The organism is Gilvibacter sp., assembly GCF_965601605.1.
GTDB lineage: Bacteria > Bacteroidota > Bacteroidia > Flavobacteriales > Flavobacteriaceae > Gilvibacter.
On sequence record NZ_CBFCWJ010000046.1, the window covers coordinates 18,363 to 39,876 of the forward strand.

General features: G+C 43.9%; 20 protein-coding genes. 16 read left to right on the forward strand and 4 right to left on the reverse strand.

All coding sequences use genetic code 11. The features are described from left to right. Positions 1-83: 83 nt before the first annotated feature. The gene (locus ACSLP7_RS13215) at positions 84-494 is read left to right on the forward strand and encodes a DUF1573 domain-containing protein (protein ID WP_291182422.1); all 411 of its coding nucleotides are present in this window, start codon (positions 84-86) and stop codon (positions 492-494) included. A gap of 52 nt (positions 495-546) precedes the next feature. Here ACSLP7_RS13215 and ACSLP7_RS13220 read toward each other — a convergent pair whose 3' ends face one another. Beyond that, entirely contained in the window at positions 547-1,878 is a 1,332-nt protein-coding gene (locus tag ACSLP7_RS13220; RefSeq protein ID WP_435579738.1) for an aspartyl protease family protein, read from the reverse strand. A 95-nt stretch (positions 1,879-1,973) separates the two neighbouring features. Here ACSLP7_RS13220 and ACSLP7_RS13225 point away from each other — a divergent pair, with 95 nt between their 5' ends. Both ACSLP7_RS13225 and murB read left to right on the forward strand, forming a co-directional pair. After that, a complete protein-coding gene (locus ACSLP7_RS13225) occupies positions 1,974-3,164 on the forward strand; it encodes a pyridoxal phosphate-dependent aminotransferase (protein WP_435579739.1) in 1,191 nt (396 codons plus the stop codon). 3 nt (positions 3,165-3,167) lie between these two features. Continuing rightward, a complete protein-coding gene (gene murB / locus ACSLP7_RS13230) occupies positions 3,168-4,172 on the forward strand; it encodes a UDP-N-acetylmuramate dehydrogenase (protein ID WP_435579740.1) in 1,005 nt (334 codons plus the stop codon). Here murB and ACSLP7_RS13235 read toward each other — a convergent pair. Then, complete coding sequence (locus ACSLP7_RS13235) at positions 4,153-4,710, reverse strand: hypothetical protein (RefSeq protein WP_435579742.1); 558 nt, start codon at positions 4,708-4,710, stop codon at positions 4,153-4,155. The two genes, murB and ACSLP7_RS13235, sit on opposite strands and share 20 nt — an antisense overlap. A 94-nt stretch (positions 4,711-4,804) precedes the next feature. On the opposite strand from ACSLP7_RS13235, the gene ACSLP7_RS13240 reads away from it, so the two are divergent. The 7 genes from ACSLP7_RS13240 to ACSLP7_RS13270 all read left to right on the forward strand — a co-directional run bounded on the left by ACSLP7_RS13240 (position 4,805) and on the right by ACSLP7_RS13270 (position 12,092). Then, positions 4,805-5,005: a membrane or secreted protein gene (locus ACSLP7_RS13240; RefSeq protein ID WP_272832726.1), complete on the forward strand. Its 201-nt coding sequence runs from the start codon at positions 4,805-4,807 to the stop codon at positions 5,003-5,005. Positions 5,006-5,011: 6 nt separating this feature from the next. After that, the gene (locus ACSLP7_RS13245; RefSeq protein ID WP_435579743.1) at positions 5,012-6,106 is read left to right on the forward strand and encodes a glycosyltransferase; all 1,095 of its coding nucleotides are present in this window, start codon (positions 5,012-5,014) and stop codon (positions 6,104-6,106) included. Continuing rightward, positions 6,097-6,669: an RNA polymerase sigma factor gene (locus ACSLP7_RS13250; RefSeq protein ID WP_435579744.1), complete on the forward strand. Its 573-nt coding sequence runs from the start codon at positions 6,097-6,099 to the stop codon at positions 6,667-6,669. Before ACSLP7_RS13245 ends, ACSLP7_RS13250 begins: the two co-directional genes overlap by 10 nt. Then, on the forward strand, positions 6,669-7,892 hold the full coding sequence (locus ACSLP7_RS13255) for an NRAMP family divalent metal transporter (RefSeq protein ID WP_435579745.1): 1,224 nt from the start codon (positions 6,669-6,671) through the stop codon (positions 7,890-7,892). Before ACSLP7_RS13250 ends, ACSLP7_RS13255 begins: the two co-directional genes overlap by 1 nt. A gap of 44 nt (positions 7,893-7,936) precedes the next feature. Next, positions 7,937-8,809, forward strand: coding sequence for a lipoyl synthase (lipA, locus tag ACSLP7_RS13260; RefSeq protein ID WP_435579746.1), 873 nt, complete (start codon positions 7,937-7,939; stop codon positions 8,807-8,809). A 9-nt stretch (positions 8,810-8,818) separates the two neighbouring features. Then, positions 8,819-9,814 carry a type I glyceraldehyde-3-phosphate dehydrogenase gene (gene gap, locus ACSLP7_RS13265; RefSeq protein ID WP_435579747.1) on the forward strand — a complete coding sequence of 332 codons (996 nt, stop codon included), beginning with the start codon at positions 8,819-8,821 and terminating at the stop codon, positions 9,812-9,814. 109 nt (positions 9,815-9,923) lie between these two features. After that, positions 9,924-12,092, forward strand: coding sequence for a response regulator (locus ACSLP7_RS13270; protein ID WP_435579749.1), 2,169 nt, complete (start codon positions 9,924-9,926; stop codon positions 12,090-12,092). On the opposite strand, the gene lpxK is transcribed toward ACSLP7_RS13270, so the two are convergent. Continuing rightward, entirely contained in the window at positions 12,089-13,105 is a 1,017-nt protein-coding gene (gene lpxK, locus ACSLP7_RS13275; protein ID WP_435579750.1) for a tetraacyldisaccharide 4'-kinase, read from the reverse strand. The genes ACSLP7_RS13270 and lpxK overlap by 4 nt on opposite strands. 44 nt (positions 13,106-13,149) lie before the next feature. On the opposite strand from lpxK, the gene ACSLP7_RS13280 reads away from it, so the two are divergent. The 4 genes from ACSLP7_RS13280 to ACSLP7_RS13295 all read left to right on the forward strand — a co-directional run bounded on the left by ACSLP7_RS13280 (position 13,150) and on the right by ACSLP7_RS13295 (position 16,527). Then, on the forward strand, positions 13,150-14,244 hold the full coding sequence (locus ACSLP7_RS13280; protein ID WP_435579751.1) for a Nif3-like dinuclear metal center hexameric protein: 1,095 nt from the start codon (positions 13,150-13,152) through the stop codon (positions 14,242-14,244). Positions 14,245-14,246: 2 nt separating this feature from the next. Further along, positions 14,247-15,026: a zinc ribbon domain-containing protein gene (locus ACSLP7_RS13285; protein WP_272832738.1), complete on the forward strand. Its 780-nt coding sequence runs from the start codon at positions 14,247-14,249 to the stop codon at positions 15,024-15,026. Between the two features lie 122 nt (positions 15,027-15,148). Continuing rightward, a complete protein-coding gene (gene msrA, locus ACSLP7_RS13290) occupies positions 15,149-15,829 on the forward strand; it encodes a peptide-methionine (S)-S-oxide reductase MsrA (protein WP_435579752.1) in 681 nt (226 codons plus the stop codon). A gap of 23 nt (positions 15,830-15,852) precedes the next feature. Next, entirely contained in the window at positions 15,853-16,527 is a 675-nt protein-coding gene (locus ACSLP7_RS13295; RefSeq protein ID WP_435579753.1) for a hypothetical protein, read from the forward strand. A 1-nt stretch (position 16,528) separates the two neighbouring features. Here the strand turns inward: ACSLP7_RS13295 and ACSLP7_RS13300 are convergent, their stop codons facing one another. Further along, positions 16,529-18,706: a T9SS type A sorting domain-containing protein gene (locus ACSLP7_RS13300; protein WP_435579755.1), complete on the reverse strand. Its 2,178-nt coding sequence runs from the start codon at positions 18,704-18,706 to the stop codon at positions 16,529-16,531. Between the two features lie 140 nt (positions 18,707-18,846). On the opposite strand from ACSLP7_RS13300, the gene kynU reads away from it, so the two are divergent. Together kynU and ACSLP7_RS13310 are read left to right on the forward strand one after the other, a co-directional pair. Further along, complete coding sequence (gene kynU / locus ACSLP7_RS13305) at positions 18,847-20,118, forward strand: kynureninase (RefSeq protein ID WP_435579756.1); 1,272 nt, start codon at positions 18,847-18,849, stop codon at positions 20,116-20,118. Beyond that, positions 20,118-21,509, forward strand: coding sequence for an FAD-dependent oxidoreductase (locus tag ACSLP7_RS13310; RefSeq protein ID WP_435579757.1), 1,392 nt, complete (start codon positions 20,118-20,120; stop codon positions 21,507-21,509). The genes kynU and ACSLP7_RS13310 overlap by 1 nt, the downstream gene beginning before the upstream one ends. Positions 21,510-21,514 lie beyond the last annotated feature (5 nt).

Below are 21,514 nucleotides of genomic sequence, written 5' to 3' on the forward strand. Positions count from 1 at the left end.
TTTAGATTTTAACACAGACTTAGCGCATTTTTAGCAGATAAACTAACCCAAAAAACCTACTTTGGTTCTCTAAATTAAAAGACATGAAAAAGATTATTCTTTTAGCCGTAGTAACTTTAATGAGCTATGCCGTGCAGGCTCAGGACAAGGTGGCAAAAATTGAATTCACCCAAGAAACCATCGATTACGGTGAGATCAACAAAGGCGCTGACGGAATCCGCGTATTTGAGTTCACCAATACCGGTAATGCACCACTAGTCATCTCAGAAGTTAAATCAAGCTGTGGATGTACTGTACCTGAAAAACCAGACGCACCGATCGCACCTGGAGCTACAGGACAGATCAAAGTAAAATATGACACCAAGCGCGTTGGTCCTATCCGTAAGACGATCACCGTATATTCTAACGCTGACGAGCCTGTAAAGGCCATCAAGATCAAAGGAACCATCCTTGATCCGGACAGCAAGAAAAGCGTTTTAGAAAAGACACGTTAAGAAGCATTTGCTTCAGTAAAGAAGAAACCCTGCCAATTGGCGGGGTTTTTTTTTATAGTACTCTGCGGAGCTTAAAGGTGATCCGCAAATTATAGCCGTTGCGATTCACTCTAAAACGCATCAGTTTCCCTTCTTTGGAATGAAACAACGCATTGAGCTCTTGTAAAGTAAAACGATGGATGGGTTCTCCATTGAGAAAGGTCAAGATGTCTCCAGGCCGCATCCCGGCCTCATGCGCAGGTGATCCTTCCCGAACCTCAGCCACCTCGATCTTAGGAGCCAACTTTATGGCGTATAATTGCTGAGTCTCATACATAATGACCTCATTCTTGACATTGTTGGGATCATTTCCGTATTTGGATTTATTGGTCCCAGCCAGCTTTTCCTTGACGTACTCATAACCGTTGTGTTGCAAGGTCAAGCCGCTCATATTGTAGTAAAAAGGCTGATTGAAATAACGGTTCTTCTTTAAGATCAATTCCCGATCGGTATAATTGATAATCGTAGTGAACCGCTTGAGCAGCTCGCCACCCATAGAACCATCCCGAGCTTTAAAGAGGTTGATATTCCCAAAGGCATCTTTATCTGGAAAGGCCGTATTCACATCACGCAAATAATAATCCCCTAACCCGACTCCAGCAATCCGAGAACGGTCCCCAAAGATGTTTCCATTGAGTCCCAATCCCAAGAAATCTCGGAAGTGCTTTTTAGGAACTTTAAGCCAGGATTCTTTGTCCTTTAAGAGCCATAAAGCATCTCCAGAACCGGAATCCAGCAGTACGGTCACTGTATCGGTCACGTCGCCCAAAGTAGCTTCTAATTCCACATAGGGTTTGTTGTTGTAAAAGCGCATAGGCGTCTTAAAGCAACGTCGACAGTCAGGCGGTTTGTAATATTCAGGATCATAAAAAGTGAGCTTTTCCCGAACATAATCGGTCTCCACCACAAAATCTTTAAAGAAATCGTAGCCAATGATCCCGTGAACCGCCTCGCCCAAACGAGGTGAAAAATTCAAGTCCTCATCAAAAACAATAAAAACGGATTGATTGCGGTTGACCGCCTCACCAATTTTGAAAGTGTTGCCAGTAGATTTGATGGCCTCAATGGAGCTTCCCGTCCCTAAACCACGTAACCGGACCGGTTTGGTGTTATTGAGTTGGATGGAATCCTTGTTCTCTATACTGAACAGGATGGTCGCGTTAACTCCCGTATCCAAAAGAAAATCCAAAGTCACCCCATTGAGCTCCACAGGAACAATGACCAAATTGCTCAAGAACTGAAAGTCGATCTTATTGCTCTGAGTGCCTTCTGGAAGGCTAAAACGCCCTTGCCCCTGAAGGGTCCAACAGGCCAGAAACGAGCAAATAAGCAACAGATTTTTCAAGCAGAACGAATTTCTAGTATAAGTTATAAAACTTAAGCCAATGTTACTTTATCTTTGCTTTTCGAAGTTGAATTTTAACTATTTATCCGTTCGCTATGCCTGCAATCTCTCAGAAAGGAGTGGCCATGCCGGAATCACCCATCAGAAAACTGGTTCCGTTTGCAGAAGCCGCTATCAAGCAAGGTAAAACCATCCATCACCTCAACATCGGTCAACCCGATATCAAAACTCCGCAAGTAGCCCTAGATGCTATTAAAAACAATCAAGTGGAAGTATTGGCCTATTCGCGCAGTGAAGGTTCTGACCAATACCGTGAAAAAATTGCTACTTACTACGCAAAGCACAGTATAGATGTAGGTGCAAACGACATTATTGTAACTACGGGTGGTAGTGAAGCACTGCTCTTTGCCATGGGTTGTATTGCAGATGCTGGCGATCAAATCATCATTCCGGAGCCTTTTTATGCAAACTATAACGGCTTCGCAACGGCATCAGGAGTAGAAATTGTTCCGGTGATCTCTAAAATTGAAAACAATTTTGCCCTGCCTCCGATAGAAGATTTTGAACAGCTCATTACGCCAAACACCAAGGCGATCTTGATCTGTAACCCTGGGAACCCAACAGGTTATTTGTATTCTAAAGCAGAGATCCAAAAACTAGCTGCCTTAGTCAAAAAACACGATCTCTTTTTGGTAGCTGACGAGGTATACCGCGAGTTCACTTATGGGGAGGAGCCGCACTACTCTATTCTGCAAGAAGCAGGATTGGAAGAGCATGCGATCATTGTAGATTCTGTCTCTAAACGCTACAGCATGTGTGGCGCGCGTATTGGATGTTTGGTCTCTAAGAACAAAGCGGTGATGAAAACCGCGATGAAATTTGCGCAAGCGCGTTTGAGCCCTCCCACTTTTGCTCAGATCGCTAGTGAGGCTGCCTTAGATACGCCAAACTCTTACTTTGAAGAAGTAAAAACCGAGTATCGTTCCAGACGAGATACTTTGATTGCTGGATTGCAAGAAATTCCGGGCGTTGAAGTCGGGAATCCTAAAGGAGCATTCTACTGTATCGCTCAATTACCCGTTAATGATTCGGATAAATTTGCCCAATGGCTTTTGGAATCTTTTGATTTGGATGGAGAAACGGTAATGGTTGCTCCAGCAGCTGGATTCTACTCCTCGGCAGGTGTTGGAAAGAATCAAGTCCGCATCGCTTACGTACTCAATGAAGACAAACTCAAGCGCGCTGTTGCTATACTCAAGGCGGCGCTGGCTGTTTACAAGGATTAACTATTGCCTACATCTTTAAAGACATACAACACTTTTGGCATTGATGCCCAAGCTGCAAATTTCATTGAGATCAGCAGTCAGCAGCAATTGCAAGAACTGCTAAGTGTAGCAGGTTCTAAAGATTATTTTGTGCTCGGTGGTGGAAGCAATATGTTGCTTTGCACAGACATTAAGCAAACAGTGCTACACATCAACAACAAAGGTATTCGAGAAGTTTCACGTACTGAATATCACATCACTCTAGAATTTCAAGCCGGTGAGAATTGGCATGACACCGTGATGTATTGTGTGGATCACAACTATGGAGGCATTGAAAATCTAGCGTTAATCCCTGGGAAGATTGGGGCGGCTCCTATCCAAAACATTGGCGCCTACGGCGTGGAACTCAAAGATGTTTTTGTTTCCTGCACAGCTGTTGAAATAGCAACAGGAAATCTCAAGACTTTTAACTTGGAAGATTGCCAATTTGGCTATCGCGATTCGGTGTTTAAAAACGAACTCAAAGGCGCGTATATCATCACTTCTGTTTGTTTAAAACTGAGTCTTGACAACCATGCTTTGAGCACTTCTTACGGTGCGATAAATACAGAATTAGAAAATCTCAATCTGACTCCTTCTGTAGCCAATATAGCTCAAGCGGTGATCAATATCAGAAGTAGCAAATTGCCCGATCCGGCGCAGATTGGCAATAGCGGTAGTTTCTTTAAAAATCCTGTGATCAGCAGGGCAGCTTTTGAGGTGTTTCAATCAAAGAACCCAGATGCTCCATTTTACGAGGTCAGTGAGACGGAGGTCAAAGTACCCGCAGGCTGGCTGATAGAACATGCCGGTTTTAAAGGCAAGCGTTTTGGAGACGCAGGTGTTCACGACAGACAAGCGTTGGTCTTGGTCAATCACGGAAATGCTACTGGACAAGAAATTTGGTCTCTTGCGCAAAGAATTCAAAAGGAGGTTTTGGAAAAATTTGGAATCGCGCTACAAGCAGAGGTTAATCTGATTGGCTGCTGAAAGGTCTGAGTAAGTGAAGCAGCCCGTTCGAAGCACGAATGTCCGTTTGCCACATTAAATGCTGCGTTCCAGAAGGATCTTCTACTAAAAGACTATCAGAAGCACGACTAAAGACCCACTCTTTTCCACTGGCACTCATCGCTGAAAAACGCGTTCTAAACCCATTGAGATCTTCCATGATCTGCGGACTGCCTAAAGGCTGCTCCAACAAATAATCTTCCCATTTTAAATCCTTGCAATCTTTACAAGACAGCAATGTTCTCGGCACTAACAAGGTTTTCTCTCCGCTGGAATACTTAAGAGCATCAACAAAAAGCAAATAAGTTGAGTCTTGTGCCGAGTCCGCGTCCATGCGTTCTGCCAAGCGCAAGTGCAGTCCGTCAGCTACTTCTACTTTTACAGGAGGCGGAGGCGGAGCGATTGTATCAACAAAAGGAGCGGCAACATCTTCTGCGGCAACAGCAGCAACCTCTTGCTTACAACTGTAAAGCACAGTTCCTAGTAGAAGAAGAATTAAGTAATTTTTTGCAGCCCTCATCGACTTAAAGATATCAAAAGATTGTATTTTTGCAGAGTGAATTGGTCAGATAATCCATTGAAGACGAATTCTTAAAGCTCAAAGCACAAGCATAATGAAACTACTCTTACTCACACTTGGACTGTTACTGTTAGCCTTTGCAGGGATTGCCATTAAAATCTGGGCAAAGAAAGACGGCGAATTTGCCGGAACTTGTGCTAGCCAAAACCCAATGCTCAACAAAGAAGGAGAAGCTTGTGGATTCTGTGGCAAGATGCCTAGCGAGTTTGGTTCTTGTAACGAGTCTAGCAAGTAATCTTTTTTGACGCCACTGGTTTACATAGCCCTGGGCGTTCTGCTGATCAACCTCCTGTACTATTTTGTTTTTATGTACTTCGGATGGAGTAAAAACCCTGCTCCGCAAACCTCTAAAGTATATCCAGTATCTTTAGTGGTTTGCGCAAAGAACGAGGCAGAAAATCTAGAAAAGAACATCCCAATTTGGCTCACCCAAAGCCATCCCGATTTTGAACTGGTATTAATTGATGATGCCTCTACAGATTCGACGGCAGCTATCATCGATCGTTTTAGTAAGCAAGACCCACGAATCACGCCGGTTTATGTGAAAGCCAACGAGCGTTTTCACAATTCCAAGAAGTACGCCCTCACCTTAGGCATTAAAAAAGCCAAGAATACGCGTATGGTTTTTACCGATGCCGATTGCGTTCCAGACTCTACGAATTGGTTGAGCACAATGAGTCAATATTTTAGTGCGGAGAAACAATTGGTACTGGGATTCGGAGGGTATAAAAAACGCTTTGGACTGCTCAACGCGCTGATCCGATTTGAAACCTTTACTACAGCTTTGCAGTATTTCTCCTATGCCCACGCAGGCAGGCCGTATATGGGTGTCGGAAGAAATTTAGGCTATACCAAGATCCTTTTTGAAGAGCAAAAGGGCTTTGCGAGTCATATTAAAATACAGTCTGGAGATGATGATCTGTTTGTGAATCAAGCGGCAAACTCACAAAACACGACCTATTGTCTTAACCCAGAGAGTTTTACCACTTCTGAGCCCAAAACCAGTTTTAGCTCATGGGTAGCGCAAAAAAGAAGACATATCAGTACAGCCAAACATTACAAATCCTTCTTTAAAACAGCTTTGGGTCTTTATTATTTGGGCAACTTGAGTTTTTGGATCGTTCTGATTTTATTGGCGATTACTAATATTCAATACGCGCTTATCTTCTTTGGACTGCGGACGCTTATACAATGGCTGTCCTATTTAGGTACTGGAAAAAAATTAAAGGCGCTAGATTTGGTTATTGCAGCTCCTGTGTTGGAGTTGTTTCTCATCTGTTTCCAAATGAGTATATTTATATCCAATCTTCTAAGCCCAAAACCCACTTGGAAATAAACGAGCAAAAGATTGCTTCAGCCATAGAAAAAGCACTTAAAGGAGACCAAATTGCCTTTAATACTTTGCTGAATACCTATTGGAATCAAGTCTACGGATTTCAACTCAAGCGCTTAAAAGACGAATACGAAGCAGAAGAGATCACCATTCAGACCTTTTCAAAAGCCTTTGACAAACTCAGTACTTACAATCCCAAATACGCTTTCAATACCTGGCTGATCACTATTTCTAAGAATTTACAGATTGATAAGTCTAGAAAAAAGAACAATCAACCAGAAATAGATAGGAATACCTCTGCCAGCGAACATCTAAAAAAAGTTGCTGATAATGCCCCTACGGCAGAAGACAAACTCATCACCGAGCAAAATCTGGCGGAATTACTGGCTATGATCAAACAACTCAAACCGCACTATCAAGAAGTGATCAACCTGCGCTATTTTCAAGAGAAATCCTACAATGAGATCTCTGATGCCATGGAAGAATCTTTGAGCAATGTGAAGGTGAAGTTGCTTCGTGCAAAGAATCTACTAGCTACTTTGATCAAATCCAAACGCCAAGACTAATGCAATGGGTTCAGACCATACGTAAGTTGGGCCCCGGTTTTCTCTTTGCGGGAGCCGCTATTGGTGTATCGCATTTAGTACAGTCCACAAGAGCAGGGGCTGATTTTGGCTTAGGCTTACTTTGGGCTTTACTTCTGATCAACCTGGCTAAATATCCTTTCTTTGAATTTGGGCCGCGCTATGCCATGGCCACTGGGGAGAGCTTATTGGAAGGTTATAAAAAACTCGGAAGATCGGCACTGATCGCATACTTTTTGATCACTTTGGCCACCATGTTCACCATTCAAACGGCGGTAACTATCGTTACTTCCGGAATTGCGAGTAGCCTTTTTGGCGGTCAAGACACTACACTTTGGAGCGCAATAATTACAGGTATTTGTTTTTTGATCTTAATTCTTGGCCGTTACCGCGTGCTGGACAGTTTAATGAAGATCATCATTATCTGTTTGACCATAAGTACATTAATTGCTGTATCCTTAGCGCTCTCCAACAGCAGTAATGTGAGTTGGCAGCAGCAATTACCAGATACTGCCATAGGCATTGGGTTCTTGATCGCTTTTATGGGTTGGATGCCAGCGCCTTTGGACATCTCCATTTGGCATTCTATGTGGACTCTTGAAAAAAAGAAGATCACAGATTCCATAACTCCCAAACAGTCGCGCTTTGATTTTAACGTAGGTTATGTAGCCACTGTGATTTTGGCCATTTGCTTTCTTTTATTAGGCGGATTGGTGATGTTTGGCAGTGGCCAACAGTTTTCAAGCATCGGTGGAGTCTTTGCGGGTCAACTCATTGAGATGTATACCGTGAACCTGGGAGAAGGTACGCGATACATCATTGGCATAGCTGCCTTAACTACGATGTTCAGCACTACCCTGACCACCTTAGATGCCTCGCCTAGAGCCATGGCACGCACTACAGAATTGCTGCGAGAACGTGAAATGCCCAAGGCCTATTTGACCTGGCTGATCATCTTGGTGGTAGGAACCACAGCGGTATTTGTCTTGCTCACCCGCGTAGAAGGCTTGATGGGAGTTTTGATAGAAGTCGCGACCGTGCTTTCCTTTTTAACCGCACCCTTTTATGCCGGACTCAATATGCGATTGGTCACCAGCAAACATATGCCAGACGAGCATAAACCTTCAAAACCCCTATATTTTCTGGCTTGGATAGGAATGATCACCTTAATTGGTTTTAGCATTTGGTATCTTTTTACCTTGTAGTAGAATTACGGCTTTCTTCGTAACTTTGTAATGTAAAATTGGTTATGGAAATTCAAGAAGCGACACCGAAAAAAGCGACAGCCAAACCCAAATGGTTGCGGGTAAAGCTTCCTACAGGGAAGAAGTACACCGAACTGCGCGGCTTGGTCGACAAATACGACTTACACACCATTTGTACCTCAGGAAGTTGCCCCAATATGGGCGAATGCTGGACAGAGGGTACTGCGACCTTTATGATTCTCGGGAATATTTGTACGCGTTCCTGCGGATTCTGCGGAGTAAAAACCGGAAGACCAGAAACCGTAGCCTGGGATGAACCCGAAAAGGTAGCCCGCTCCATCAAACTCATGAATATCAAGCACGCGGTGATCACCTCTGTGGATCGCGATGATTTGAAGGATATGGGTTCGATTATTTGGGCAGAGACCGTGAAGGCCATCCGCAGAATGAATCCAGATACTACCCTTGAGACCTTAATTCCCGATTTCCAGGGAATCACGCGCCATATCGACCGTATTGTAGCGGTAAAGCCAGAAGTGGTTTCTCATAATATGGAAACGGTTAAGCGATTGACACGTGAAGTGCGTATTCAAGCTAAATATGAACGCAGCTTAGAGGTTTTGCGCTATTTGAAGCAAGAAGGGATCAACCGCACCAAAAGTGGAATCATGCTTGGGCTTGGAGAAACTGAAGCCGAAGTCATCCAAACTATGGAAGATCTGCGCGGAGTAGGATTGGATATTGTAACCATTGGTCAATATCTGCAACCTTCTAAAAAACACTTACCGGTTAAAGAATTTATCACTCCTGAGCAGTTCAAAAAATACGAACAACTCGGATTGGAAATGGGCTTTAGACATGTTGAAAGCGGTGCGTTAGTACGTTCTTCATACAAGGCTCAGAAACACCTTACTTAAGCTAAGACTATGGCGAAGATCAAGGTTGCCATCAATGGATTTGGGCGTATCGGTCGCACCTTTTTTAAGACGGTACACCAACATCCTGATATAGAAGTGATCGCTATTAATGATCTCGCTGACACCAAAACTTTAGCTCACCTTTTAAAGTACGACAGCATTCACGGGGTCTTCGATGCCGAAATTGGCAGTACTCCTTCAGAGATCCTTGTTAATGGTAATGCAATTCCACTCAGCAACTATTCCAGCCCAGAAAGCTGCAGTTGGCCTGATGTTGATGTTGTGGTTGAAGCTTCGGGTAAATTTAAAGAACGTGAGCAATTAGCCCCGCATTTAAAGGCTGGAGCTAAAAAAGTGATCTTAAGTGTCCCTCCTGCCGATGATGATATCCCCATGGTTGTTTTAGGTGTGAACGATCAACTCTTAGATTCTGAGCAGACGATCATTTCCAATGCTTCGTGTACGACCAACAACGCAGCACCCATGGTCCAGGTCATTGATCAACTCTGCGGGGTGGAGCAAGCCTATATTACTACGGTCCATTCATATACCACAGACCAAAGTTTGCACGATCAGCCGCATCGGGATTTAAGAAGAGCCCGAGCTGCCGGACAATCCATTGTACCCACAACCACAGGTGCCGCAAAAGCGCTCACCAAAATCTTTCCCAATTTAGCCGATGTTATTGGAGGCTGCGGAATTCGTGTTCCAGTGCCTAACGGATCCATGACCGATATAACCTTCAATGTCAAAGAGACCGTTAGCATCGAGCAGGTCAACTCAGCTTTTAAAAAGGCCGCACAGGGAGCATTAAAAGGTATTTTGGATTATACGGAAGACCCAATCGTTTCCATTGATATTGTGGGTAATAAACACTCTTGCGTCTTTGATTCTGGGATGACTTCTGTGATTGGACGCATGGTAAAGATCATTGGTTGGTACGACAATGAAAGCGGTTATTCGCAACGTTTAGCCGACTTAATCGTCTCCATTTGTAAGAAATAACTATATTTAGACCGTAATTCTATCCATGAACGGCCAAATAATTCGATATATAACGGCTTTGTTCCTCCTGTGTGTATGCCCTTCCCCCGCTCAAGAGCAGGGTACTCCTTTGTCTAATCGACAGGATACTATAAACGAGATCATACAGCTGCAAAACCGCGCCAGGGCTGCGATTATACGCCAAGACCTCGGTTCTGTTTTGACCGATCTCAACAAGGCACATGACATGGCCGAGGCTTTACAAGATGCAGAAACTGAAGCATCTTGCGACAATGAATTGGCGAAATTCTACTACAGTGTGCGGGAGTTTGATAAAGCCTCCGAAAGAGTAGCTAGAGTGATTGAATTATTAAAAGACCAAGAAGAATCCTCTGAAATTGCAGAAGCTTATCTGATTCAGGCACAAATATTTATGAAGGATGGCGATTACACTCAAGCCTCCTCGAGCTTAGACAAAGCATTCGCGATCTACGAGCGCCAAGAAGATGAAAGCGCTATGGCTCGGATTCAGCTCAACAAAGGGCTTTTGGCCTTGGAACGCAACAACCCAACAAGCGCCGTCAACTATTTAGAAGCAGCATTAACCACTTTCCAAGAATTGGGGGTAGGCTATTATACGGCTCAGGCACAGATAAATAAAGCGAAGGCATTGATGGAACTCTCTGATAATCCATCGGCTGCGATTATCACACAAGCAGAAGAAGCCTTAGAGAGCGCGGTAAACATCAGTAAAGAAAACAACTACGCCCAAATAATGACAGACAGTTATTTGGTGCGCAGTAAACTTCATGTGGTTAAAGGTAATTTTGAATCAGCCTATGCCCTACTGGAAACCTATCACGAGAAAAAAGACGCTCAAAGCGACCTGAGTAATGAGCTCTTAGCCAAAGACAATCCTTTTAGATTGGACAGTGTTGAATATGATGAGATCATTGCCGAATTAGAAGCAAATCTGGCCAAAAAGGACAGCTCTATCAAGATGAACAACTTCACCTCTACCTTGAGTATTGCGCTGATCACCATCTTATCCTTATTGACCTTATCGCTTTACAAAAACAACAACCTGAGAGCAAAAGCCAACGATCTTTTGCAAGAGAAGAACAGCGAACTGCAACTCGCCAAAGAAAAAGCAGAAAAGGCTTCCTTGGCTAAAGCCCAGTTCCTTTCTACCATTACACACGAACTTAGAACTCCGCTTTATGCAGTAACCGGACTCACTCACTTACTGCTAGAGGAAAATCCAATGGAGCATCAGAAGGAGCACTTAAATTCCTTGAAATTCTCTGGCGACTATCTGCTTTCATTGATCAACAATATTTTGGATCTCAATAAACTCGAGGCCAACAAGGTTGAAATTGAGCGCACTACCTTCAATTTGAAAAAACGCGTAAACGATGTGTTGGTAGCCTTGAAAAAATCCGCAGACGACAGAAACAACAAACTTATTCTGGAGTTTGATGAGAGCATTCCTTCTAAACTATTGGGTGATCCGCTTAAGATTTCGCAGATATTGATCAACCTGATCGGTAACTCCGTGAAGTTTACAGAAAATGGAATGGTCGCCCTGCGCGTGCAAAAAATTGGAGAGACGGATGCTCATGTCAACCTGCATTTTGAAGTAGAAGACAACGGGGTAGGAATCTCCAAAAAGAAGCAGAAAAGTATTTTCGAGACTTTCTCCCAAGGCTCGCTACAGATCAACCGAAAATTTGGTGGTACTAGATTAGGACTGTCCATTGTGAAGAACCTCTTGCAATTGATGAACTCTAAGATCCAATTGGAAAGCCAGCTTGGAAAAGGGTCTAAGTTCTCTTTTGATATCAAGTTTGCGATATCAGATCAATTCAAAGAAGACAAGAACCCACACAACATCATCTACGATATTGACTATGTTGCTTTAGAGAACCTATCAGTGCTTGTAGTAGAAGACAATAAGATCAACCAAATGATCACCAAGAAGATCTTGGAAAAGAACAAGATGAAGTGCGATGTGGCCGACAATGGAGAAACTGCTATTGAACTCATTCAGCAGAACAACTACCACATAGTCTTAATGGACATCCACATGCCTGGAATTAGTGGTATTGAGGCCACGCAAAAGGTCCGCGAATTCAACAAAGAACTTCCGATCATTGCCTTGACGGCTGTGACCATTGATGAGAATCTAGACGAGTTCTATCGCGCCGGATTCAACGAGATCATTCCAAAGCCATTCAAAACAGAAGAATTCTTTGAGAAGATCCACCGCACCTTATTCATGAACAAAGCCCCGGTCTAGACGATCTTGTTCCAGTAGGTGTGGACAAAGTCCAAAATTTCAGATTCAAAATACCCTTCTCGATCTAGAAAGGCTGTTTCTATAGGTAAGTAGTAAAAGGCTTTTTTATTGATTTTGTCGCGCAAGCGCATATAATCCTTCTCGGTAGTAATGACCAGCTCTCGTTTTTCAATGAGTTTGATCTGCGCCGGAGTGAATTCGTGATGATCCGGATAACGTTGCATATCAAAATTACAGCCTTCATCGCGCAGAAAATGCACCAAAGGTTCTGGATTGGCAATGCCCGTCACAAGTGTAAAGGGTTTGTCCTTGAGATAATCAATAGGTTCAGAACCAACATCATTCTTAATGAGTCTTCCGTAAGCGATCTTGGTTTTGTAGACCGGCTTGCCGGTATACTCACGCAGGCGAAATTCCAGTTCCTGTATTTTAGCATGGGCAACCTTCTCTGGAATCTTAGTAATGATGATAGCATCTGCCCGTTTGGCTCCGGATTTAGATTCGCGCAAATCCCCAGCGGGTAATAAGCTATCGTCTAAAAAAGGTTGTTCAAAGGTGGTCAATAGAATGGTATAACCCGCCTTTACCTTTCTGTGCTGAAAAGCATCGTCCAAAAGAATGACCTCAGCTTTGGGTTTAAGTTTGGCAATACCCTCACGTCTATCGGCACAAACCGCCACAGTGATTCCAGGGTATTTTGTTTTGAATTGTAGCGGCTCATCGCCCACCTTAGAAGAAGTATGCGAAGCTTCCACATATAAAAAGCCGTCTGTGCTGCGTTTGTATCCTCGACTCAGGACAGCTACTTTAAAATCGTCCTTAAGCAAACGAATCAGATATTCGATCATTGGAGACTTGCCGGTTCCGCCCACCGTGAGATTTCCCACACAGATCACCGGGATATCGTAAGACTCAGAAGTGAGCACACCTTTGTCATACATAAGGTTTCTCACAGCGGTTACGCCTTGATAGATCAAGGAGAAAGGAGTGAGCAATTTCCGCAGTTGAGCCATAGCACGAAAGTATACTTTTTTATCTTTACCATAAAATACACCGCATGCAAATACAAGGGGTTATAGACCTGCTGGAAGCTTGGGCACCACGCAGCTACGCAGAAGACTTTGACAATACAGGCTTATTGGTAGGAGACCGACAGGCAGATTTAAAAGGAGTTTTAGTAAGCTTGGACTGCTTGGAAGCTGTTGTTGATGAGGCTGTGCAGAAAGATTGCAATATGATTGTGAGTTTTCATCCAATCATTTTCAAAGGGCTCAAAAAAATCACAGGATCTGATTATGTGCAACGCGCCGTGCTCAAAGCCATTAAGCACGACATTGCCATCTATGCCATCCACACCGCCTTGGATAACAACTGGGAAGGGGTGAATCATCAAATCCTAAAAACGCTCGGTGCTAAAAAGTCCTCAGTACTTATCCCAAAGGCAAATACGCTAAAAAAATTAGTCACCTACGCGCCTCAAGCTGAATCCAAAAATCTATTGGACGCACTATTTGCTGCTGGAGCCGGAGCTATTGGTGACTACAGCGAATGTGCATTCACCTCAAACGGAGAAGGCAGTTTTAAACCCGGCGAAGCTGCTGACCCTTCAGTAGGAAAGCACGGAGAGCGCCATTATGAAGCGGAAACGCGCCTAGAAGTTTTGGTTCCTTTTCATTGTGAATCCGCAGTGATCAAGGCCTTACTAAATACGCACTCCTATGAAGAGGTGGCCTATGACCTGATCCCCATCAGCAACACAGACAAGCAACTCGGGATGGGAATGATTGGTAGTTTTGAAACTCCGCTGTCTGAAGCTGAATTTTTAGCCCTTCTCAAAGAGCGGATGCAGTGCGGCGGAATTAGACACAGTAAGCTACTTGGAAAGTCCATTAAAAAGATCGCAGTTTTGGGCGGTAGTGGTGCCTTTGCTATTGGTGCAGCCAAAGGTGCTGGCGTTGATGCCTACGTAAGTGCTGACTTCAAATACCACGATTTCTTCAGCGCAGAGCAGCGCGTGCTTTTAGTAGATATTGGCCACTATGAAAGCGAACAGTACACAAAAAATTTAATTGTACAATATCTTACCAAAAAAATTACTAATTTTGCAGTTCTTTTATCGGAGATTAATACCAATCCAATTTTTTACCTGTAATTATGGCCAAGAAGACAGAAGCTACTGTTGAAGACAAACTGAGAGCCCTTTACGACCTGCAATTGATCGACAGCCGTGTGGATGAGATCAGAAATGTACGCGGAGAACTTCCTTTAGAAGTTGAGGATCTAGAAGATGAGGTTGCTGGAATGAACACCCGCCTTGAAAAACTCAATGCCGATCTGGCCCTTACTGATGATTCCATCAAAGACAAAAAGAATCTTATTGAAGAGTCTAAGTCACTCATCAAAAAATATAGCGAACAACAGAACAACGTTCGTAACAATCGCGAATACAACTCTTTGAGCAAGGAGATCGAGTTCCAAGAACTAGAGATCCAATTGGCTGAAAAGCACATCAAAGAATTCAAAGCGCAGATCGAGCAGAAAAAAGAAGTGATCGAAGAAACCAAAACTCGTTTGGCGGAGCGTGAGGAACACCTTAAGCACAAGCGCAACGAATTGGATGAGATCCTTGCTGAAACTGAGAAAGAAGAAAAGGCCCTTATCAAGGAGTCTGAGTCTTTCGAGCAAAAAATTGAAGAGCGTTTAGTTAACGCTTACAAACGTATCCGCTCTAACGCCAAAAATGGTTTAGCTGTTGTGCCGATTGAGCGTGGAGCTTCTGGAGGATCTTTCTTCACCATTCCACCTCAGGTGCAAATGGAGATCGCATCTCGCAAAAAGATCATTACCGATGAGCACAGTGGACGTATCCTTGTAGACCCGCAATTGGCGGAAGAGGAAAAAGAGAAAATGGAGAAATTCTTCGCTAAGCTCTAAACCACTGATACTATAAAGTTTAACAAAGCCTTCAGAATCCTCTGGAGGCTTTTTTTCGTAATTTTGATAAAAAAATTTAAGGAGCTTAATACAATTCCGACTGCCTATAAAATCAAAAGACCATGCAACGAACAACCCTCATTATGTTGGCCCTACTTTTAAGCAGTTTAAATGTAGCTTGTCAATCCACTAACGAAAAGAACAAAGAAGACGAAGCACTTGCGCAAGCAAGCCAAACACCTGTGCAAACCACGCCGCAAGACGGGATTCATAAGGCATACTTTGCCTCGGGATGTTTTTGGTGTGTAGAAGCGATCTACGAAAGCGTAAAAGGTGTATCTGAAGTCATCAACGGTTACTCCGGAGGTCATACAGAAAATCCAACCTACCAAAGTAGCAACACCGGTCTTACTGGTCATGCAGAAGCTGTAGAAGTTTTTTACGACCCTAATGTGGTGAGTTTTGAAACTTTGGTGGATGTCTACTTCGGATCTCAAAACATTACGCAAGTCAACGGACAAGGTCCGGATCGCGGAAGCCAATACCGCTCCATCATCTTTTACCAAAATGACGAACAAAAGGCAATCATCGATGCTAAAATTACCGAGCTGAACGAGCAATTGGGAGAGCAAAAGGTAGCCGCTCAAGTATTGCCATTTCAAAAGTTCTGGAGAGGTGAAGATTATCACCAAGATTACGAGAGACTCAATCCATACAATCGATACATCCAAAACGTCTCTATTCCACGACTTAAAAGATTTCAAAAGAAATTTCCAGAGCTGATCAAAGAGGACAGCCACTAGCAATAACCAACCAACAACCATCCATGAAAACCATCATTCTTAGCCTTGGCCTAGGCCTGCTTTTAATCGGTTGCAAAGAGCAACCACAAGAACAAGTAAATGAAATTCCTGAGGTAGAATTAACTACCGCAGAGAAGATTGCTAATGCCCACGGATACGAGCAATGGGACTCCGTAGAGAAGATCGCCTTTACTTTTAATGTAGATCGCGGAGAAACTCACTTTGACCGCAGTTGGGTCTGGGAACCTAAAACAGGAATGGTTACTATGATGTCCGCTCAGGATACCATCAGTTATAATCATCAAAAGGTTGACAGCACCAATGCTCAGGTCGACGCAGGTTTTATCAATGATAAGTACTGGCTTTTAACACCCTTTCAATTGCTTTGGGATGCTGAAAATTCCGAACTGAACGAGAAGACGGCACAAGTAGCCCCAATTTCTGGAGATACTTTAGACATGCTAACCATTACCTACAAAAACGAAGGAGGTTATACTCCAGGAGATGCTTATGACTTCTACTATAGTGAAGACTATAAGATCAAAGAATGGGTCTTTAGAAAGTCAAATGCTGACCAAGCGAGCATGGCTACCACTTGGGAAGATTACGACACCTACGGAGCGTTTAAATTTGCTAAAACGCACAAGGATAGCGCGCAGACCGTAAACATTAACTTTACAGGAATTAAGGTGAATTAATTTACTGCTTGATCAGACGCTTAACCATGAGGGTCTCGTCTTCTCCACGCACTAAAACGACAAAATAAACACCATCACTGAGCTCCGCTACATTTAGCGGAGTTCTGTTGTTATCATCAAAACTTGTCGGTGCTTGCAGTACACGTCGGCCCTGCATATCATAGACTTCAACGGCAGTGGCTTCTGCAGTTAAGGCTTGCACAGTCAGCACCTCATTAACCGGATTTGGATAAATAAAGGCGCCCTCTACAAAAGGAGCATCGGGATCATTTGCTGTACCTCCAAAATAAGTCTCGCCTAAGGCAAAGGCATCTTCTGCCACTGCGATTCCAATTCTACGCCCTGGAATATCATCAACAGGCGGATGAATTCCACCCCAAATTCTTGAAAGACTCGTTTGATCTGATGCATCGCGATAAGTTGCCCATTGCAACTGCATATCTATTGTTGGGCCAATTTCAAACTCCAAGAAAGCATTTCCGGGAATATCAAAAACTCCCATCCCTCCTGGAAAGTATTCACTACCTGTCATGGCCGTTAAGATCTCTGCCGCTGCTCTTGAATAGGTAGAATGCCCAGAAACATAACCTGCAAAAGGTGGCGTAATAAAACTGATGCGTTGATATGGGAACCACTCCTCCGCCAAGATCCATCCAACTCCGGCAGTGTCAAATTCTGGATCAATGATGTATTCGTGACCGCGCCAGGTGTAGAGCTTAATTTTCTCTAAATGTTGTCCGGACGCTCCTTGCAAAGGATCTCCAGCCTCTACAATCTCCACATAACCTTCAATAAGAGGTATACCGTCTGGGTGATAATTGGACAATCCAGGATCTGAGCTTTGCCCTTTGTCCGCCATATAACGAATGGCGCTCATTGGTCGCGTATAGTCATACCATCCCTTAACTCCCCAAGCAGATATTGCACAATCGTGCATGGCTCCTCCCAAAAGGAAATAAGACTTGACATCCCATTCCAGGTCAGAGAGGATCTCCCCTTCTCCTTTGAATCGTTTTTCCAAAAGTGGGTTATCGTTGACGTAGTTTAAAATAGTAAACCAATGTCCTGGTGGTGTTTCGCTGTCCGGGCCATCTGCCCAAAACTCTGCCAATACCCGAGCGTAATCTCCTCGCGGAACCATTTGCGGCTCATAAGGGGCACCAGTGATAGGATTCATATCTCTCCCTGCACTAGGATCACCTCCGTCAAAATAATTGTAAAAGGCCTTGTATTCTTCAAAGGTCTCTGGAAAACTGTTTTGGTTCCCAATACTCGCCGGAGAAATATCAATCATTACTCCATCGGTTGGGTCGAGATGGGATTGCCAGACACTCACCATAGTAAATCCCCATTTATAAGCGTCCTCCAATCCGAGCCCTTCTTGTATAAATGATGGATTCCCAGGATCGTGGAATACCCAATAATCAAAACCGTCACGATTGTAGATAGTTCGATCCTCCTCTTTGAGAGCAAACGGATAAACTTGTCCCCATTCAGGGCTTAAAAACTCCGGAGTAGACTCTGGAATCTCATTTCCACTTTGATCAATAAATCCTTCAATAAACAATGGCTGCCAACGGTTGGGAAACTCCATATCTGGGTTCCCAGATCCGTCGGTGTCTAATGGAGAATTTACGGGTTGATAGAATCTATTTGCGTAATCTTCGGCTTCATTAGAACCGTCTTGAAGTCCAAACTCAATGATCTGCTGAGCTAGGTAGTTCCCTAAGGCGGCTGGATCTCCCGATTGATACTCGGTACTGCCGTTGGTGGGGTCATAACCACGCTCCTCCATCAAAGCAAAAATGCGCGTAAAAATATTGTCTTGTCCCGGCGAAGAAGAAAAGCGATTGAGCATAATTCTAAAAACCGCAAAGCTCATAGCTTCTTCAAGAGCTTCTTCTGTAGGAAGGTTTGTGGTAAACCCATCAAAAGGAATGGAAAAATCACCTAAAGACTTCCCTAAAAAATAGGTGTCTGCCTCTGAATTGAAAACCGCCCACACATCATACATCGCGGCAGAGGTATGCCAGAGATTTCTAGCATGCACAGTCGGTCTGGCGAAGTCATTACGAATGGCATTGAGTACTTCTTCATTCCATTCACGAGCAATACTTTGTCCGTTAGTATTCCAAATTGTGGCAAAGAATAATAAACAAACGAGTAATAATTTTTTCACGCGGGAGGGTTTTCGCCAAATGTAAGAAAGAATTAGGAAATTTTTGGAATCTAGAACCCTGACAATTAGCTTTTAGTGATACAAATAAAAACCAATGAGAATTGCTTACTTTTGTTAGAAGCGCCACTTACCCAATCGATATGCACAAAAACACCCTGGATTACGCTAGAGCATGTGACCAAAACGATCCCATAGCTTCCTTCAGATCCCAATTCCATATTCCTACTGATAAAGCGGGAAATCCACTGATCTATCTCTGCGGAAATTCCTTGGGATTACAGCCAAAAACCACAGAAAGCTACCTCAAGCAAGAGTTGGAAGATTGGGCAACCCTAGGTGTTGAAGGACATACAGAAGCGCGTAAACCTTGGTTACCTTATCACGAATTTCTGACCGATCAAATGGCCGCAATTGTGGGAGCAAAATCAGAAGAAGTGGTGATCATGAACACCCTTACGGTGAACTTGCATTTGATGATGGTCTCCTTTTACAGACCCACAGACAAACGCTACAAGATCATCATTGAAAGTGACGCCTTCCCTTCCGATAAGTATGCGGTAGAAAGTCAATTAGACATGCACGGCATTGACCCTAAAGAGGGCCTTTTACTATGGCATCCTACCAAAGGTGAAGCAATTTGTCGCATGGAAGACCTCCAAGCCCTTTTGGAAGCCAATAAGGACGAAGTTGCCTTGATCATGATCGGCAGCACGAACTATTACAGCGGACAGGCCTTTCCCTTGAAAGAAATAGCTGAGCTAGGACACCAGCACGGCTGTATGGTTGGTTTTGATCTCGCTCACGGCGCTGGAAATATTCAGCCGAACTTACATGATAGCGGTGCTGATTTCGCCGTTTGGTGCAGTTATAAGTATTTAAATAGTGGACCGGGAAGTTTAGGTGGATGCTTTGTACACGAGCGACACCGACACAATCCAGAACTCAAACGTTTTGCAGGATGGTGGGGACACAACAAGGCTTCTCGCTTCAATATGCGACAAGAATTTGATGTCTTGGCGGGAGCTGAAGGTTGGCAATTGAGCAATCCACCTATTTTGAGCATGGCAGCGATTCGTGCTTCTTTACAGGTCTTCACGGATGCCGGATTTGATAATATCCGAGCTAAGAGTGTGAAGCTTACGGGATACCTAGAGTTCCTTTTAAAAGACATGGGCAATCCAAATATCGGGATCATCACTCCGAGCGATCCTGAAATGCGCGGCAGCCAACTCAGCATTCAAGTTAAGAATGCAGACCGTCGTCTACACGATGCGTTAACCGAGCAAGGTGTAATTAGTGACTGGAGAGAACCGGATGTTATTCGAGTAGCTCCAGCAGCACTTTACACCCGCTTTGAAGACGTCTACGAATTTATAAATCGATTGAAAAACGCATTAGACACTTTGTATTAATGGCAGATCATAAATCACATATTCTCATTGTCGGCGCTGGCCTTTGCGGGAGCTTACTAGCTCTTAGAATGGCGCAACGCGGACATCGAGTTACCTTAATGGAGCGCAGACCAGATTTGCGCAAAGTCACCCAAGATGCAGGTAGATCTATCAACCTGGCATTTTCAAATCGCGGCATGAAAGGGATGAAACTTGTCGGGCTGGAAAAAGAAGTCACCGAACTTTGCATTCCCATGTTAGGCCGCATGATCCACGATCCCAAAGGGAATACCTTCTTGAGCCCTTATAGTGGTCGTGAGGGAGAATACATCAATTCCATCTCACGTCCAGGTCTTAACGCCTTGCTGCTTGATGCTGCTGAGGCGCATGAAGGTGTAGAGATCATATTCAATCAAAAGTGCGTCAGTGTTGATCTGGAAAATGCGGCGGCAGAATTTCAAGATTACACTACAGGAGAAACTAAACGCTACCAAGGCGATGTGCTTATTGGTACGGATGGTGCGGGTAGCGTGGTTCGCAAAGCCATGTTCAACCACAAACAATTCCTTTTCAGTTTTAGTCAGCAATGGCTCACCCACGGTTATAAAGAACTGACCATTCCAGCTACAGAAACTGGAGGTTATCGCACCGAGAAAGGCGCTTTACACATTTGGCCTCGCGGAGAGGACATGCTGATAGCCCTCCCTAATTTGGACGGTAGCTTTACCGTAACGCTCTTTTTACCTTACAGCGACAGTGATTATTGCTTTGACAATTTAACCACAGAAGAGAAGGTCATGGAATACTTCAGCAATGAATTCCCTGATACTTTGGCCCTAATGCCGGAATTGGCTAAAGAATTTTTTGAAAATCCAACAGCTCCTTTGGGCACGATTAAATGTTCTCCCTGGAACGCTTATGGAAAAGTATTGATCATGGGAGATGCAGCCCACGCAATTGTCCCTTTTTATGGGCAAGGCATGAATGCAAGTTTTGAAGACGTGGTTGAATTTGATCGTGTTTTGGATGAAGTTGGAGATGATTGGAATGCATCCTTTAAGCAGTTCAGCCTAACCCGCAAAACCGATACCGATGCCATAGCAGACCTCGCGGTTGACAACTTCCACGAAATGAAAGAACACACTGCTAATCCGCTGTTTCAGGCCAAACGCAAGGTAGAAACAGCTTTGGAATTCAATTTCCCGGAGCAGTACTCTTCAAAATATTCCTTGGTGACCTTTAGCGAGCATATCTCTTATGCGGAGGCCATGCGCCGCGGAAGGGCCCAAGACAAGGCAATTCTCAATTTGTTGGATGACGGACTGTTGCCAGAAGACCTTTCTTTAGAAGAGAAACTACAGATTGTAAAGAATCACACCAAAGAAGTCCTTCACGAGGACGAACTCTTATAACAAAA